At 52.5% G+C, this 16,587-nt stretch carries 13 protein-coding genes; 9 read left to right on the forward strand and 4 right to left on the reverse strand.

Annotated elements, in window-relative coordinates:
• The first annotated feature begins 16 nt into the window (after positions 1–16).
• From dcm to H6F46_RS04100, 4 genes are all read left to right on the forward strand, one after another.
• Positions 17–1,318, forward strand: a complete 1,302-nt coding sequence (gene dcm, locus H6F46_RS04085; protein WP_190353637.1) for a DNA (cytosine-5-)-methyltransferase — start codon at positions 17–19, stop codon at positions 1,316–1,318.
• Positions 1,319–1,440: 122 nt separating this feature from the next.
• Entirely contained in the window at positions 1,441–2,202 is a 762-nt protein-coding gene (locus H6F46_RS04090) for a M50 family metallopeptidase (protein ID WP_190353638.1), read from the forward strand.
• A 33-nt stretch (positions 2,203–2,235) separates the two neighbouring features.
• Entirely contained in the window at positions 2,236–2,502 is a 267-nt protein-coding gene (locus H6F46_RS04095) for a Uma2 family endonuclease (protein WP_190353639.1), read from the forward strand.
• Positions 2,503–2,516: 14 nt separating this feature from the next.
• Positions 2,517–3,002, forward strand: coding sequence for an ATP-binding protein (locus H6F46_RS04100; protein ID WP_190353640.1), 486 nt, complete (start codon positions 2,517–2,519; stop codon positions 3,000–3,002).
• Here H6F46_RS04100 and H6F46_RS04105 read toward each other — a convergent pair.
• Positions 2,999–3,163, reverse strand: a complete 165-nt coding sequence (locus H6F46_RS04105; protein WP_158234444.1) for a hypothetical protein — start codon at positions 3,161–3,163, stop codon at positions 2,999–3,001. The two genes, H6F46_RS04100 and H6F46_RS04105, sit on opposite strands and share 4 nt — an antisense overlap.
• A 30-nt stretch (positions 3,164–3,193) precedes the next feature.
• Between H6F46_RS04105 and H6F46_RS04110 the strand changes: the two genes are divergently transcribed.
• A complete protein-coding gene (locus H6F46_RS04110) occupies positions 3,194–4,528 on the forward strand; it encodes a hemolysin family protein (RefSeq protein WP_099533444.1) in 1,335 nt (444 codons plus the stop codon).
• A gap of 34 nt (positions 4,529–4,562) precedes the next feature.
• On the opposite strand, the gene H6F46_RS04115 is transcribed toward H6F46_RS04110, so the two are convergent.
• Positions 4,563–4,730: a hypothetical protein gene (locus H6F46_RS04115; RefSeq protein ID WP_190353641.1), complete on the reverse strand. Its 168-nt coding sequence runs from the start codon at positions 4,728–4,730 to the stop codon at positions 4,563–4,565.
• Between the two features lie 1,092 nt (positions 4,731–5,822).
• Here H6F46_RS04115 and dnaN point away from each other — a divergent pair.
• The 3 genes from dnaN to H6F46_RS04130 all read left to right on the forward strand — a co-directional run bounded on the left by dnaN (position 5,823) and on the right by H6F46_RS04130 (position 9,913).
• The gene (gene dnaN / locus H6F46_RS04120; protein ID WP_099533451.1) at positions 5,823–6,971 is read left to right on the forward strand and encodes a DNA polymerase III subunit beta; all 1,149 of its coding nucleotides are present in this window, start codon (positions 5,823–5,825) and stop codon (positions 6,969–6,971) included.
• A gap of 182 nt (positions 6,972–7,153) precedes the next feature.
• The gene (locus tag H6F46_RS04125; RefSeq protein WP_190353642.1) at positions 7,154–8,299 is read left to right on the forward strand and encodes a ChaN family lipoprotein; all 1,146 of its coding nucleotides are present in this window, start codon (positions 7,154–7,156) and stop codon (positions 8,297–8,299) included.
• 120 nt (positions 8,300–8,419) lie between these two features.
• Positions 8,420–9,913 (forward strand): tetratricopeptide repeat protein, encoded by a 1,494-nt coding sequence (locus H6F46_RS04130; protein ID WP_190353643.1) that lies wholly within the window; start codon positions 8,420–8,422, stop codon positions 9,911–9,913.
• Here the strand turns inward: H6F46_RS04130 and H6F46_RS04135 are convergent.
• Positions 9,910–13,782, reverse strand: a complete 3,873-nt coding sequence (locus H6F46_RS04135; protein WP_190353644.1) for an ATP-binding protein — start codon at positions 13,780–13,782, stop codon at positions 9,910–9,912. The genes H6F46_RS04130 and H6F46_RS04135 overlap by 4 nt on opposite strands.
• Before the next feature lie 1,059 nt (positions 13,783–14,841).
• On the opposite strand from H6F46_RS04135, the gene H6F46_RS04140 reads away from it, so the two are divergent.
• Positions 14,842–15,771 carry a hypothetical protein gene (locus tag H6F46_RS04140; protein WP_190353645.1) on the forward strand — a complete coding sequence of 310 codons (930 nt, stop codon included), beginning with the start codon at positions 14,842–14,844 and terminating at the stop codon, positions 15,769–15,771.
• A gap of 19 nt (positions 15,772–15,790) precedes the next feature.
• Here H6F46_RS04140 and H6F46_RS04145 read toward each other — a convergent pair whose 3' ends face one another.
• Positions 15,791–16,210: a DUF1823 family protein gene (locus H6F46_RS04145; protein WP_234407076.1), complete on the reverse strand. Its 420-nt coding sequence runs from the start codon at positions 16,208–16,210 to the stop codon at positions 15,791–15,793.
• Positions 16,211–16,587 lie beyond the last annotated feature (377 nt).

Here is a 16,587-nt window from a genome sequence, read left to right on the forward strand (position 1 = left end):
ACTTAAGAGAACAAGCATGATCAAGTTTGTTGATTTGTTTGCAGGCATTGGCGGGATGAGGAAAGGGCTAGAGCTAGCTCTTGCACAACAAGGACTGCAAGAAGATTGTGTTTTCTCCAGCGAAATTGATGAAAAAGCCAAGCAAACTTATCAACTTAATTTTGGTGAAGAGCCTTATGGGGATATTAGAACTATTGATCACTTACCAACCCATGACATTCTCTTAGCAGGTTTTCCTTGTCAGTCTTTTTCCTATGCTGGTAAGCAGAAAGGTTTTGCTGACACCAGGGGTACGCTCTTTTTTGAAATCGAAAGACTGCTTTCTAATTCAGAGAAGAAGCCCAAAGTTCTTTTATTAGAAAATGTTAGAGGATTCACAACCCATGACTCCGGCAGAACTTATAAAACTGTCATCGAAAGATTAGAAGCATTGGGATATTGCACTAAAACTTTACTGCTGAATAGCTCAAATTTTGGTGTTCCACAAAATCGAGTAAGAGTTTATATTGTTGGTGTTTTAGATCATGAACCCAAGTTAACCCTACAATCGAATGTGGGGACTCCAGATTCTCATCAATTTAAAAAAACATTTTCTCAAATTGATTTATTTCTTAATCAATCACAATACTGTTGTGTTCGAGATATTTTAGAACGCAACCCTGATCCACGATATCAATGCTCAGAAACATTCACGGAGCAATTACGTCTTGCTCTCAATGGCAAACCTTTAGAAACGCTGCATGGTTTTCGTTTGATTGATTATCGAGGTGGTAACTCAATTCATTCCTGGGATTTGGGTCTCAAGGGAAATTGCTCCCTTGAAGAGAGAGATTTAATGAATGCCATTATTGAAAATCGCCGCAAAAAGCATTTTGGTACACATCAAGATGGAAAAGCTCTAACGTTAGAACAAATTAAAACCTTCTGGTATCAGCCAAATCTCGAAAACCTTTTGCAGAACTTAGTGAGCAAAGGTTATTTGCGATTCATTGACAATAAGTACAATCCCAAATGCGGCAACATGTCGTTTGAAGTATTTAAGTTTCTAGATCCTGATAGCATCTCTATTACACTCACTGCTAGCGATTCTCATCGTCTAGGTGTTGTACAGAACGGAATTCCAAGGCGAATTACCCCAAGGGAATGTGCAAGACTTCAGGGTTTTCCTGATGACTTTCAGTTACATACTGATGATATAGCGACCTATCATCAACTAGGAAATTCTGTATCTGTGCCAGTCATTAAAGCAATTTTTGAAGATTTATTTAGATCGTCAACTGCTTTACATCATTCAGAAGTTCTATTAGTTTCTCGCTAAACGCATTGGCCATCTAGATTCTTGAAAAATTCTACTGTTGACTACGATGAGTGACATTCCCATAACGTTGGGATTAGCTTGATCACAGCAATGGCTCAACGATTTTTGCTCCCCTCCAGCCTATGTCGGATCCTAAACGCCCCATCCCGAATCATGATGCTGGTTTGCCCTGGGTGCGATCGCCCCAACACCTGTGGCTGATCGGAGCGGCGATCGCGACGGTGATTCTGTGGCAACTGCCGTGGGGTCACCAAATTTTGTATCCCTTTTCAATTCTGGCAACTTGGTTCCACGAAATGGGTCATGGGGTTGCTGCGATGCTGCTGGGCGGGCGGTTTGAGACGCTGTTACTCCATCCCAGTGGTGGCGGCGTGGCCCAACACAGCGGCCAGCTCTGGTTGGGGCCGATCGGGCGAGCCTTGGTGTCGGCGGGTGGGCCCTTGGGTGCGCCCTTGGCGGGCTATGGGCTATTGCGCCTCTCCCAGAAGCGCTTGCCTCGGGTGCAGTTGGGGCTATTTTTGTTGGGTTGTGCGCTGTTGCTGTCGGTGTTGTTGTGGGTGCGCACGTTGTTTGGGGTGTTGGCGATCGGGGCTTTGGGCGTTGCGATCACGTTGATTCCGCTCTATGGATCCCCTTGGGTGCAATATTTTGCACTGCAATTTTTGAGTGTGCAGGCTTGCCTCAGTACCTTTTCCCGGCTGGACTATTTGTTCACTGAAAACTGCACAATTCAGGGTGTGGCGATGGTCTCGGATACGGGACAAATGGCCAAGCAGCTTTGGTTGCCCTATTGGTTTTGGGGAGCGCTGTTGGCGGCGATTTCGCTTTATTGTTTGGGGTCAGGTCTTTGGCGCTTGGTGCGATCGCGTCCCGATGGGTTTTGAGGTTGATTAAAGGGCGATCTCCGTCGGCTCGGAATGGTGTTCGACTCTAGCGGTGGCTTTATTTTGCCGAACAGCGATCTGACCGCTCCAGATGTGTCCCATGTTTCTCGGGCCAAAATGCCCCGCAGGGTTCGATATTTTGCGGAGGTTGTGCCCAACTTGGTGGTGGAAATTAAATCCCAGAGCGATCGGGTGGTGAAGTTTCGCGAAAAACTCACCATGTATTTAGAGCAGGGCGCTGAGGTGGCCCTGCTGGTGGATCCCGATCGGGAAGTCGTGGAACTTTATCGGCTTTTGTAGATAGCAACTAACCCATGCGACCCCAAGGCATATTGATCTTTTTTTGTGGAAAGATGGGGGCGGGAAAATCCACCCGATCACGCCAAATTGCCCAAGCGTTAAACGCGATTTTAATTTCAGAAGATGACTGGCTCAGTCAGCTTTATCCCCAGGAAATCCAAGGATTGGCAGACTATATCCAGTATTCTCGCCGCTTGAAAGGTTTACTTAAACAGCACTTGGCAACGTTGCTGAAGGCGGGACTCTCAGTCGTGATGGACTTTCCCGCTAATACAAAAACCCAGCGGGCTTGGTTCCAAGAGCTGATCCGCGAGCATGATTTGGCTTATCGGTTCATCTATTTGGATGTGGACGATCGAACCTGTCTAGACCGCATTGCCCAGCGCCGCCAAGAACAACCCGATCGTGCCCAATTTGACACGGAGGCGATGTTTCACGAAGTCACGCGCTTCTTTGAGCCGCCCACGGCTGAGGAGGGCTTGGTCATCGAGGTGATTTAACCGGTTGCCGCCGATCGCTCGGCCCGGTCAGGCAGCGCGATCGCCCCCAGGCCAGCGGCAACGCCGAAGCCACATCGGGGCAAGACGGGATAAGAAGTAGTAGGATTACGGTGTAAATTTGCCCCCTCTGGGCGATCGCCCGCTTCTTGCCCGGCCGGCAAGCCATCACCGATGTTGTTGTCTCGTCCCGTATGAGTTCTGCCCTTACCGAACTGGCGATCGTTGCGGCCTTGACGGTTGCGAACGGGATTTTTTCAATGTCGGAAATGGCGATCGTCTCGTCCCGCAAGACGCGCCTGCAAAACCGAGCGGAACGGGGCGATCGAGCGGCTCGCGCAGCCCTGGCCCTGGCGGAATCGCCCAACCAGTTTTTATCCACCATCCAGATTGGCATCACCCTGATCGGCATCCTCACGGGGACTTTTGGGGGTGCTTCTTTGTCGGCGGAGTTGCGGCCAATCCTGGAAGCCGTGCCGCCATTAGCCCCCATGAGCGGGGCCCTGTCGGTGGTGATCACCGTGGCGGGCATTACCTATCTTTCGTTGGTGGTGGGCGAGCTGGTTCCCAAGCGGCTGGCCCTGGGCAATCCAGAACAGATTGCGGCCAATGTGGCGCTACCGATGCGGTGGTTGTCGCGGATTACGGCTCCGGTGGTCTATTTGTTGAGCCATTCCACGGATCTGATTGTGCGATCGCTCGGAACCACGGTTTCCAGCGAGCCGCAGGTGACGGAAGAAGAAATTAAGCTGCTGTTGCAACAGGGCACGGAAGCGGGCACGGTCGAAGAAGCTGAGCAGGAAATTGTAGAGCGGGTGTTGTCGCTGGGCGATCGGCCCGTCAGCTCCGTGATGACTTCCCGCCGAGAGGTGGTGTGGCTGGATTTGGATGCGCCTTTGCACGAAACGATCGAGCAAATCATCAACAGCCACCACCAGCGATTCCCCGTTTGTCGCGACAGTTTGGATGAGGTCGTTGGGTTCATTCAGGTAAACGACCTGTTGGCCCAAACCCTGATGAATCAGACCCTGAATTTAACGGACTGCCTGCGTCAGCCGTTGATTGTGCCGGAAACCACGGGCACGTTGCGAATTTTGGAGATGTTCCGCGAAACGGGTCTGCATATTGCATTGGTGGTGGATGAATACGGCGTGGTGCAAGGGTTGGTGACGATCAACGACATGCTCGAAGCGATCGTGGGCGACCTGACCGATGTGGATGAGGAAGACACGCCCAAGGTGGTACAGCGGGAGGATGGTTCCTGGCTGGTGGATGGGATGTTGGCGATCGAGCGGATGCGCGATGAATTGGATATGGCTGAACTGCCCGGTGAGCGGGAAGGACGCTACCAAACCGTGGCGGGCTTCGTGATTGCTTCGTTGGGTCACATTCCCAAGGCCACGGACACGTTTCACTGGAATGGCTTCCGGTTTGAGGTGGTGGATATGGATGGCAACCGGGTTGATAAAATCCTGGTTTCCAAACCCAGCACGGCTCCCAGCGCTTCAGAGCCGCCCACGGCTGATTAAGGGAAGCACGACCTCAGGATCACGCTTAAATCACTTAAATTCCTTTGGGCCGAGGGCGATCGCGCTGGGCAACTGTCACAGTATCTTGATGGGATGGGCAATGGGAATGAGCGGTGTTGTCGGGGTCGATCCAGGTGTATTGGCCAGGTGTGGTGTATTGGGTTGACCAGTTGGTCAGCGGGTTGATGAACGAATTGATCACGAACCGATCACCCCAACTGTGATCAACTCCAAGATTTTTTGATTAATTTCGATCGACCCATTTCCCGATCGACCCATTTCCCGATCGACCCACTTCCCGATCGGGCAATTTTCGCAGCCAATTAATGTACGATATTCAAAATATGCTCTAACAGATTTTGGATCAATTATTCAAAACCCAATTTAGGCCACCCATCAATTGTGGGCAAATTGCAAAATTCAAAACCTTCGATTTTATAACAAATTGTGCTTTGTCAGGTAAGGGGTGATCACCTGACCCCCTTGTGGAAAACTGCCCAATCGGGGCAAAACCTGTGGAAAACCTGTGGAAAAGTACCCCTATTCTGTGGAAAACCTGTGGAAAAATACCCCTCTTTCTGTGGAAAAAAAAAAGTGTCTGTGGAAAACTTGACTAAGTATAAATACCCTGTGGAAAAACACCCCCCCTTTTTCCACAGGGTTTTCCACAGGGTGTGATCGCTGAAAGGTTCATGAAATAAGGATTTTTTTGAGTTTTCCACATTTCCACAGGGCCCTACTACTACTACCTATTTAAAAAATAAGAAAGAGAAGAAGAAATAGATAGTCCAGCCCAAAAATTTTCTTGGAAACGGCCAAAATTCTTCGGGGAGACGGTCTGTTTCTCTCGAACTCAGGATCCAGTTTTTAGCCTAGTCGATCGAGCCGGAATCGCAACCGACCGGTGAGGCAGTGGCCGCTAGGGGCTGGAGACGACAGGGTTCGAGCTGGGCTGAGTTTGAAACCCAGCGGTTGACGGATCCGAAAACGGCTAAAACCCAGACAGAATCAGGATCTGAGCGCTCAAAGTTCGCTGCGCTTGAGGCCGAGCCGATCGGCAAGCTTGAGGGTGATCGAACCCTTTGAAAACGGCTAAAACCCAAGCCAGGCTTTGATTGTTGCGATTGCACTTCGGTTTTCCAGCGGGCGATCGGGCTGCAAAGTCACGGGTTACTCCCGATGGCCAAAACGGCGATTTTGGGTTAAACTCAGGGCTGCTCATCGGGGCCAAATTTCCCCCGGCGGCGGTCGCCGTTTTCCACAGAACAGCCCCGAAACCCAAGCCCCAGAAGCCATGAAGCTGCTTTGCGCCCAAAGCGACCTGAGTGCCAACCTGTCCCTGGTCAGCCGTGCCGTCCCGTCACGGCCGACGCACCCGGTTTTGGGCAATGTGCTGCTGACCTGCGATGCGGGCACTCAGCGCGTGAGTTTGACCGCCTTTGACCTCAGCTTGGGCATCCAGACCAGCTTCCCGGCGGAAGTGGAAGATTCTGGGGAAATCACGTTGCCGGCCAAGCTTTTCGCGGACATTGTGGGCAAGCTGCCCAATGGCACGGTGTCGCTGGATGCGAACGAGGACTGCTCAGCGGCGATTTCCGCCCAGTCCAGCCGCTACCAGATTCAGGGCATGAGCGCCGAAGAATTCACAACCCTGCCGGTGGTGGAAACGGGCGAAGCGGTTTACCTGCCGGTGGCGGCGCTGTTGGAGGGGATGCGCGGTTCCCTGTTCGCCGCCAGCAACGACGAAACGAAGCAGATTTTGACCGGGGTTCACCTGTCGGTGGAGACCGATTCCCTGGAGTTTGCGGCGACCGATGGCCACCGGCTGGCGGTGGTGCGGGCGGCAATGGTGGAGGACGAAGAGACGGAAACGGGCACGGTGGAACCCTTTGCGGTGACGGTTCCGGGCCGGACGCTGCGGGAGCTGGAGCGGATTCTGGCGGCGCAGCAGTCGAGCGAACCGGTGGCCCTGTACTGCGATCGGGGGCAGTTGGCCTTGCAGTGGGGAGATTATTACCTCACCAGCCGCACCCTGGAAGGGCAATACCCGGCTTATAACCAGCTCATTCCCCGCCAGTTCGATCGCCAGGTGACCGTGGAGCGGAAGTTGTTGCTGGGGGCGCTCGATCGAATCTCGGTGATTGCTGACCAAAAGAGCAACCACATCGTCAAGTTCTCGATCGACGCAACGAACCAAAGTCTAGGCATTTCAGCCGATGCGCAAGATGCGGGCAGCGGTCGCGAAACGATCGAATCGGCCCAAATTTCCGGCGAGGACATCGACATCGCCTTCAACGTCAAGTACTTGATGGAATCGCTGAAAAACCTGACCACGACAGAGATTCAGCTTCAAATGAACACGCCCACCAGCCCGGTGGTGATCACGCCCTTGGGTGGCGCAAAGGCAACCCATTTGGTGATGCCGGTGCAGGTGCGGAGCTAGGTTCAGGTTGGCCGCAGGCGTTAATCGCTTGGTGTTGTTGGTGTTAGTTAATCGCTAGTTCAGTTGCCCTTTCTTTTGCCCTTGCTTTGAAATTTATCCTTGCTTTGGAATTTCCTAGCGTGGGCTGAATATTGAAGATCATGCCCGTTGCGGTTGCTAGCAGTCCCAGGAAGCCCAGTGAAATGCAACTGACAAGGGATAGCTCAAATTTCCAAAATCAGCGGCTTTGGTGGCAGTTTTTGCCTCAGTTGGGTCAATGGCTGGGGATTGTTGGGGCGATCTCCTGCTGCTGGGCCGCTCCTGTTTGGGCAGAATCAGCCCCAATGTCAGCCCCGATGTCAGCCCCGATGGTGGTGTCGCCGTCCGTGACTGACACCAGCGCTTTGGCGAGTGCTCCGGTCAGCGCCCCGATCGCCATTCCTGCCACGCCTAACCCACAACTGGCACAAGACCTCATCACCAATCCGGGTGATTCGGGGGTTTTTGATCGGTTCTGGGCCGACCTAGCTGGATCGCAAGTGATTTATCTGGGGGAAGTTCACGACCGATCCGCCGATGTGCCGATCAAATTGGAGGTTATCCACAGGACTTTTCAACAGGTGGAAAACTTTTCGCGCCAGGGTCAGCCCGGCCGGTTGGTCATTGCGCTGGAAATGTTTCAACAGCCGTTCCAGTCGGCCTTGGATGATTACTTGGCGGGGCGGATTGACGAAGCCACCCTGCGCGATCGCACGGAATTTGACCAACGCTGGGGATTCGACTGGGAAATTATTGCGCCGACTTTGCGGTGGGCGCGCGATCGGGGTGTGGCCGTCGTGGCCTTGAACCTGCCCGTGGAAGTGACTCGCCAAATTGGTCGCCAGGGCTGGGATGCGCTCCCCGCTGAGGCTTGGCAATGGTTGCCCCCGCCCAATGAATTGCAACTGGGGTCTGCGGGTTACCGGGCCTGGCTGCGAGAAATTTATGACGAAATTCATCAACAGCACGGAGCCAGCGCCCAAAGTAGCGCCCAAAGTAGCGTCCAGAGTTCTGGGAGTGCCGATCGCACGGAACGCTTTAACCGATTTTTGGCCGCTCAGGCCGCTTGGGACGAAACCATGGCGGCGGGCATTGCTCGGTTGCTGCAACGGCCGGGCGATCGGGTGGTGACCATTTTGGGTCGTGGCCACATGGTCTATGGGTGGGGCGTGCCCGATCGGCTGGCCCGGCGCAAACCTGATGTGGTGCAGCGATCGATCCTGTTGGGCCCCCTGGAAGCCCCCGAAATTTACCGCGATGGACGATCGATCAGTCACTACTGGTGGCCCAGTGCCCGATCGGCCCCGTGAAATTACTGATTAATCCAAGGGTTGATTAGTAATATTATGAGTCAGCATTATGAGTAAACGAGACCAACTCATGCTTAACAGCATTGCTTAGGGTTTGTCATCGTCTTTGGGAGAAGTGAGTTGAGCTTTGCTTCAGTTTCGGATGCTCCGACGTTTCAGGAGCGAGTTGCGCATCTGACCGAACAGCTTGAGCGATTTGCTCAAAAAGATCTTGATCCAACGGTTCGTGATGAATTAGCACTCGACATTCTGTGCGATCGAGATACCTTGCAAGCCATCCTCAAGGACTTGGCAAAGCATCAGCAACTGGAAGCCGCCACCGTTTCAGAAATCGACGCGCTCGATCGTCGCCTGGCAACCCTAGACTCAAAATTTCTGGCCATTGCAGCCTTGCCCCGTTGGCGAGATACCTTTGATCCTGGCCCTAACGCCTGGTGGTGGTTTCCCGAAGCCGAAGGCTCCAAGCCCAAAATTGCAACCCGACGACGGGAAATTTTCTGGCGGGGGGTGTCCGTTGTGTCCCTCCTGGCCACTGCCAGTGCCGCCAGCACCATCCTGCCGGTTTTCTCGATCGGGGGATTTGGCTTAGGAGAAGCCCTGGCCAGCGCCGGCCAGGTGACCGGGCTGGCCGTGTTGGGGCGTGGCGTGCTCACCCCCGAAGGAACCAAGGCCCTCAAACAGTTTTGCGCGAGGTTTTCGATTCCCGGCCAGTGGTATAGCGAGGCGATCGCCGCCTTTTCCATCACCCTTGGCGCTTTGTCCATGTGGGCCGCCCAAGACGGTCTGCCCCGGTGGTTTAACTATGCCGCCAATCAGCACTATCAACAGGGCGAGCTAGAGGAAGCCCGTGTAAATTATCAAAAAACGCTTTCTCTGATGCCCAACAATGACGAAGCCTCATTGGGGCTGGGATTGGTTTATGAATCCCTGGGGCAACTCAAAGAAGCTGGCGATTCTTATCGGCAAGTGGCTGACCAAGGCGACCCGATCGCCCTCAGTCGATTGGCACGAGTTCAGTTCTCTTTGTTGCTGAAAACCAAGCGATCCGACACGTTACTTCGCAATCAACAAACCTCGGAAGTCGAAGCCCTTTTAAAACTGGCACTGCACCGCATTGACATGAGGGGTCTATCAACCATTGATGCCGCTAACCAGCGCTATCAAATCTACCGAAATTTGGGGTGGTTGCGTTGGTGGCAACGAGATTATATCGGTGCGGAATCTGTCTTGAAACGTGCCATTAGAGAAGATGAATCTTTTCCCGAAAAACAGCTTGGCACAGGTCTTTCCCATTGCTTGCTGGCTCAAATTTATCGTGAAGAACAACGGGAGACGGAAGCCACTGCGGAATACAACATCTGTGTGCAAAAATCGCGGCCGGAAACCCTCACAGAATATGAATGGTTCTTCCAAGTGGGGCAAGGACGGATGGCGACCTGTGTTGATACCAGCGCTGTGATGCGCGGCACAAGCCGAGAGATTATCCGAAAACTACCCCTTTGTACGGAAGACGATCCAGGGCGTAAGAATTCTGTTGCACCGGATCCCACTCAACCCGTCATTCAGTCATCGCCCAGTTCGATGACCGGAACCGTTGCACCACCTAGCCCTTAACCCAGGAAAGAGATTGAAGAGGAGGATGGTTCCCGATCGCCCGTTGCGCCACTCGATCGACTATCCAAAACCGATTGGGTCAGTTGGACAATTTCCGGGAAAGCAAAGTTTTCCGTTAAGTGGGTCAGGGTTTGAAAGAGGTCGTAATAAGGGCTAGGAATCTGCTGCAAGAGTTGAGTAATGGTTTGATCAGAACAGGTAAGGGCCGCATGGTGTAAAGCGGCAATCCAAGCCTGGGGCATCACCGATAAATCCACGGTGGGTGACTGGTTGATCGCGCCTAGGGAGCTGACAGAGTGATCGGGCGCATCGGTTCTGAGTTCTGCATAACGGTACTTTAAGGGCAAATATTTTGCCATCATCTGAAAGGGTTGATCGAGGGCAAAAGGCTTGCTCATATAATCATTACAACCGGCTGCGATCGCCAGCGAAGGATCATCGGCAGACCCCTGGGCCGTAATGGCAATGATCGTGGTTAAGGAAAAGGGTGCTTGATGCTGACTTTCCCAACGCCGTTGCTCCAGAGTGCGAATTTTCCGCGTTGTGGCATAACCATCTAATCCTGGCATTCGCAAATCCATCCAAATCAGATGGGGCTGCCAATCTTGCCATTGGGCGATCGCTTCTAAACCGTTTCTTGCTTCATGAATTTGCAAACCCAAACAGGACAGTAGCCGCACCAAAAGCTGGCGATTTTCCGTTTGATCATCCACCACCAAAATTCGATAGTCCGTGCGATCGCTCGCTAATCCCACAATTTGGGGAATCGGCGTATTGGTTTGCGATATCGCCTGATGAGTCACCAAAACAGGGAGATAAAAGCGGAAAAGGCTGCCTTGGCCCAGTTGGCTTTCAGCGGTAATTTCTCCACCCATTAACTCCACCAGTTGGCGACTAATGGCTAAACCCAAGCCGGTTCCACTATGGGCATCTTGGTGATCCGTTGCCTGCACAAAATCATCAAAAATGGTTTCCAAATGTTCAGGAGCAATGCCAATTCCACTATCTTGAACCTCAAATAGCAAGGTGGTTTGGGTGGGCGTAGAGGGCGATTGCTCCGTTGATGTGCCATTCGCTGCAACCGAATTAGGAACAGGTGTTATTTCTGAGGAAACTGTCTCAAAATCAGGAATATTTGGGGGTGAAGTTTCCGTAACAGGGGGTAACTGGTTTGGGCTGCTGTTGTGGGAACGTAGCCGCACTCGAATAAAGCCCGTTTGCGTAAACTTCAGGGCGTTGCTAATCAAATTAATCAAAACTTGCTCTAGCTTTCGGCCATCAACTAGGGCATGGGTGGGTAATAATTCGGCCAGTTGTAAATCTAGCTGTAGGCCCTTATGTTGGGCTTGCAACAAAAATAGATCGGCCACACTTTGCATTAATTCCCGCAGGTTAATGACCTGAGGCGCGAGGGTTAATTTACCGGCTTCTATTTTAGATAGATCTAAGATCTCGTTGATGAGTTTTAAAAGATGCTCACCACTGCGATAAATTCGCTGTAAGTCGTCCCGCTGGGTGGGTGACAAAACCGCTTCTCGCTGCAAAATATTGGTAAATCCAAGAATAATGTTGAGAGGAGTTCGGAGTTCATGGCTCATTTTGGCCAGGAAGGTACTTTTCGCACGGTTAGCCACTTCTGCGGCCTCTTTGGCTTGATGTAACTCCCGTTCTACTTGTTTTCGATCGCTGATGTCACTGAGGATGCCAATCAGGCAATCTTGACCTTCCAAATAGCTGATGGTGGCTGAGAGTAGAACCGTTTTAATTTCGCCAGATTTGGTGCGAAATTCCGTTTCGAATTCGCGAATCCATCCCTGCTCCTTCAGAACTTTTCGAAACTCCGTTAAGTCATTGGGATCTTTCCAGAGCTGCATTTCAGTGCAGCTTTTGCCCACCATTTCTACGTGAGAATAGCCTAGAATGCGCGTGAAATTATCATTAATATTAAGGCAATAACCATCATTGATTTGGGCAATCCAGGCGGCTTCTGGACCCGCTTGGAAGATGGTGGCGAATTTTAATTCCGATTGACGCAGGGCCAGTTCCATCCGTTTTTGATCGGTGATGTTGGTGATGGTTCCCACCAGTTTCACCACTCGACCCTGTTGATCAAAAATCGGCTCGCCGCGACTGATCAGATAAATGGTTAACCCGTCGCGCCGTTGGATACCATGTTCGATCGTGTAGGGAATTCCTTGCTCGATCGCCTCCGTGACCGTGGCCACAAATCGCGGGCGATCGGCCTCGGGGAGCAAATCAAAAAGGTCAGGATGGCCCGGTTCTTGGGCATCGGGTTCCAATCCCAAAATGCGAAACTGTTCCGCAGACCAAGTGCTTGTGCCCGTCGCCACATCAAATTCCCAACTGCCCACCTGGGCAATCCGTTGGGCTTCCGTGAGGGCCGCCGTTTTCTGGGCCACCTGTTGCTCCAGGTCACGGGCATAGGTGTGGCGGAGTTGGTCGGCCGCTTGCAAGGCTCCCACCATTTGCTGAAAGGCTTGGGTTAAGCGATTCACTTCCGCCACCCGTGTTTTGGGCAGGGGGTTGGCATGTTGACCGGCGGCGATCGCCCGGGTTGCTTCTGTCAAATTTCGCAGCGATCGGCTCAAGCGTTTGGCCGTCCAAGTGCCCGTTCCCAAAGATCCTGCCAAGGCCAACAAACAAAACCAAAGATTTTGGCGATGATTAGCCTCAATCTCACCAATGAAATCGGCTTCCGGAACCGCCGTGACCACAAGCCAATGCAATCCATAGGCATCTTGGTAGGGGGTGACTTTCGTAAACAACGTGCCATTTTGAAAGGCTAATCGCCACCGTTGTTCCGTTTGAATGGCTTGCCATTGGGGATCTTTTTGTTGAAGTTGCTGGGCAATGGCCCTGGTTTCTGAATTACGACTTTGGGCCAGCGATAATCTTGTGGGATAGGGTTGGTTGGGTTGCTGAATGTAGGGCAATTCCAGGGTTGAAGTGGCCACCAAATTGCCCGATCGATCCACAATAAACGCCTGACCTCGGGGCGAAATCTGCAACTGATTGAGGAAGGTATTCAACCCCGACAATAAAACCGTGCGGCTTAAAACGCCCCGAAAATTGCGATTGCCATCATAAATTGGCAACAATGCATCAATGCCCAACATTGGAATCACGCGATGGGTGTAAACCGGTGACCAAGTGGGCTGGCGACTACTTTGGGCCCGTTGAAACCAGGCCGTTTGTCGCACATCATCGGTAATTTGATAGGCGGCTTCCAAGGGTTGCCCTTGGTCATTCACACGCGAATAGAGGCGCTGGTTGGGCAGGTTGGGGCTGGCCTCTGCCAGGAACTGTGTACCTACGGGATAGGATTTGCCCGTCAACTGCTCAATTTGTTGGCGCAACTCCAAATTGACCGATCGCACATAGCCCACCAGCAAGCCCCGATCGTTGGCAAACATGGTCGCCACCAGACTGGGATCCGTGGCCATCTGTTGCCACAGATAATCGCGCCAAGGGGTGGAGTTATCCAACGGCAACTTGCCCCCTTGGATCGCTCGACCATTGGCGGCCAAGGTGTGTTGTTGCTTGCTGAGCAGACTATCCACATGATCACGCACCCGGTGATCCACAGCATCCAGCAGGCGATTGGCCAAATTTTCTACGGAGGTTTGGCCGCTGCGGTAAGACCAATAGCCGACCAAGCCCACCGCCCCCACCACCTGCACCACAAAGGGAACCGTCAACACCCAAAACAGGCTGATGGCCGCAGATCGATTGGCCACAGATCGATCGGGCTGATTTTGGCCATGCCGCAACAGCGAAATCCGTTGCCAAAGGCCTTGGATCCGACGAGGGAGCCGCATTTTTCGCCAGCGTGGCTGTTGAAGATTCATAGGCTCATGCGGGACTGACGGGGCAATTCAGGCGCGTTCAGGGGCCCTTGTCCTAGCGGTTTGGGAAATGACGGGGAGACTGGAGGCAGCGGCTTGGGTCGGAAATGGTCGGTTTGATTTTGGGCATGGGTGGGTAGTGGCATCCCAATCGCTCAACGGTGGATGACCTGACTGCAATTGTGCGATCGACCGGTTTGCAATCCTCGACTGCGATCACAATCGGGGCCCGATCGCAGTTCGATCGCGCCGTTGCCTAACCAATCGCTTACAACTGGTATTAACACTATCAGCGACTGATGATCTGTAACGCTATCTACCTACTAATCGAGTAGATCTACTGAAGTGTTAGAAATATCACAGCGTTCTTTGCTTGATCGCTTGAACTCATATTGATAATTCTATTGATATCAACTTATGGAACTGAGGTTTTATAAGTTTTGTAAGTGTGCTGATCTGGCAAGAAATTGCCCTTGATGGCTCAGATTAGTTGAAAGTTCGATTCACCTAGTCAACCGCTGAAAAATTACCTTAAATGACTATACTAACCCATGAGAAAGAATTTTGGCTTGCTGGAAATTACGGCGAGTTAGTCCACTAGAGATCACAAGAATCCCAGGATGATAACAACATGAGTCCCTTGATTTTGAAAAGGGTAAATTGTGCAAGATCTGATCTTGGCTTAAGGATACTTAAAATTCCAGCAGAAACTAGATTGGGAATCGGCTATTCTGGACTAGACCTTAACCTATGATTCGGGTTTTTGATTCCGCAAAAGTTAGGATAGTCAGTGTTAGAAAAATAACCCAATTGTCTTGAACGGGGTGGCAAATTAGGTCACCCTCATCAATGCACCCAAAATACTCCTGTTTTCCCCAAGGGTGATTGCTAAAGTTTTGTTCTGGAACTGACGCTTGGCAACCTGAGCCATCGCGGCGGTTGGCTGGGATGCAAGGGGCTCGGGTGAAAGCGCAACAGTGTTGATCAGGAATTTTTGATCAGAAATTGGCGAAGATCATCGGCTAGGATCGACGCAACTTTCAGGCCGTTTGGATAACTCCCATGTCTGCGACAGCATCGTTTATTCGCCAAAGCCAACTGCTGGGCCGCTTGGTGCTCGATCGCGCCACTACGGAAACTCTGGGCCATGTGGCCGCCCTGTGGGTGGATCCGCGAGCAGCCCGGGTGTTGGGAATTGTGATTCGATCGGGGCCGTTGCCGCTGAATTTGTCCTTGAAGTTGCCGCTGGGTGGCCCGTTGCGAGCCTGTGCCTGGGGTCAGGTGGTGGCAATCGGGGCCGATAGCGTGTTGGTGGACATAGGAACCCAAGGGGAGAGCCTGCAACAGCCGGAGGGAGCCTTTGACCTTGTGGGTCACGAGGTTTGGACTGACGGAGGCAATCGAATTGGCACGGTGGCGGATCTGGAGTTGGATCCGGCCGTGGGCCGGGTCGATCGCTACCTCTTCCGGCGCGAAGGCGTGGCGGATGTGGCCTATAGCTTGCCGGCCGGAGCGGCCATCAGCGGCGGGCCCAAGCGGCTGTTGGTGGTGACCCAAGCGGCCGAAGCGGCCGAGGCGGTTCCTTTGACGGTCGCTTGGGATCAGGCTTTGGATTCGGTGCAAACTTCGGTGCAAACCACCCTGCGCCAAGTGCAGGAAAAGACGAAGCCGATCGCCGAAACGGCCCGCAGTCGGTTTGCGGATTTGGCCCGGGAAGCCCGCGATCGGGCCAAGTCTTTGGCGGACACGGCCCGCACCCGCGCCACGGAGCTGACAGAAACCATGCGCGATCGCGCCGATCGCCTGACCCAGGAAAGTCAGTCCCCCCAGCGCGATCGCCCCGCTGGAAATTTGCCCGCCGCCCCAGAGAATGCTGCGACGGATGATGATGATCCGATCGACCTGTGGGATGAAGATTCCCCCGCGATCGACACGCCCGCAAGCCCGATCGAAACCGATTCCCACCAGCCACCTCAGCCACCTAACGCCTAGGAAGCGCCTCAAGGCTGAATCATGCGTCTTCGCCATTGGCTGACTGTAATGAATCCTGGGCAGAAGGGCGATCGGGCGGCTGCACTGGCAACAAGTTCTGTGCTTTCAGATAGCCCAACAGCCAATTCACCGCCGTTGCCCGTCGGGTTTTGCGGGGCACTAATTCCCCCACCTTGTAGCCCTTGAAGCCCAAATATTCCTTCAGCAATTGCTTATTCTCAGCGGGAATCGATCGAGTCAGCTTCACCGTGGCTGGGCGGCTTTCAATAAAGTTCGGTGGTTCTGGATAATCCCCTTGCCAGTCAGCCGGAGCCAGCCAAGCTTGGGTGTTTGGATCCCATTGGTAACCCAACCCATGCCACAGCAGTTGATTCACCCGGTCATCCTCTAATCGATCGTCTAAAATGTCCCACAGCAGCTCGATCGTGAGACTGGGCAAGCGATCGGGAAATCCATCCGGTAACGCCACCGTTGAGCGTTCCGTGCAGTTTGGCTCCTGACAACTACTCATGAAAGACCTCTTTTCAGAACCGCAATCAACTTATAAGTCTTATCAATTTATTACATCAAAAAATGGCATCAAATTGTAATGAAATCCAATCAATGATATTCAATCAATCAAATTAAATTTATTCTATCTTGATATTCATTCCTGTAATTCCTTGACTCGATCAACACCCAGTTTTCTCTAAATCTTCTATCTTGACTGTCCTCTTGCATTCACCCTGGAATGATTCAGCATTGGTCTAGTCCGCACTTGATCGCAAAATCATTCCTCGCTCTAACAGCCTGAACCAAAACCTAACCATTGGGATG

The organism is Limnothrix sp. FACHB-1083 (assembly GCF_014696485.1).
Classification (GTDB): Bacteria; Cyanobacteriota; Cyanobacteriia; order CACIAM-69d; family CACIAM-69d; genus CACIAM-69d.

Coding starts and splice junctions, on each gene's coding strand:
- dcm (WP_190353637.1), top strand. CDS start 17: ATGATCAAGTTTGTTGATTTGTTTGCAGGCATTGGCGGGATGAGGAAA.
- H6F46_RS04090 (WP_190353638.1), top strand. CDS start 1,441: ATGTCGGATCCTAAACGCCCCATCCCGAATCATGATGCTGGTTTGCCC.
- H6F46_RS04095 (WP_190353639.1), top strand. CDS start 2,236: ATGGTGTTCGACTCTAGCGGTGGCTTTATTTTGCCGAACAGCGATCTG.
- H6F46_RS04100 (WP_190353640.1), top strand. CDS start 2,517: ATGCGACCCCAAGGCATATTGATCTTTTTTTGTGGAAAGATGGGGGCG.
- H6F46_RS04110 (WP_099533444.1), top strand. CDS start 3,194: ATGAGTTCTGCCCTTACCGAACTGGCGATCGTTGCGGCCTTGACGGTT.
- dnaN (WP_099533451.1), top strand. CDS start 5,823: ATGAAGCTGCTTTGCGCCCAAAGCGACCTGAGTGCCAACCTGTCCCTG.
- H6F46_RS04125 (WP_190353642.1), top strand. CDS start 7,154: ATGCAACTGACAAGGGATAGCTCAAATTTCCAAAATCAGCGGCTTTGG.
- H6F46_RS04135 (WP_190353644.1), bottom strand. CDS start 13,782: ATGAATCTTCAACAGCCACGCTGGCGAAAAATGCGGCTCCCTCGTCGG.
- H6F46_RS04140 (WP_190353645.1), top strand. CDS start 14,842: ATGTCTGCGACAGCATCGTTTATTCGCCAAAGCCAACTGCTGGGCCGC.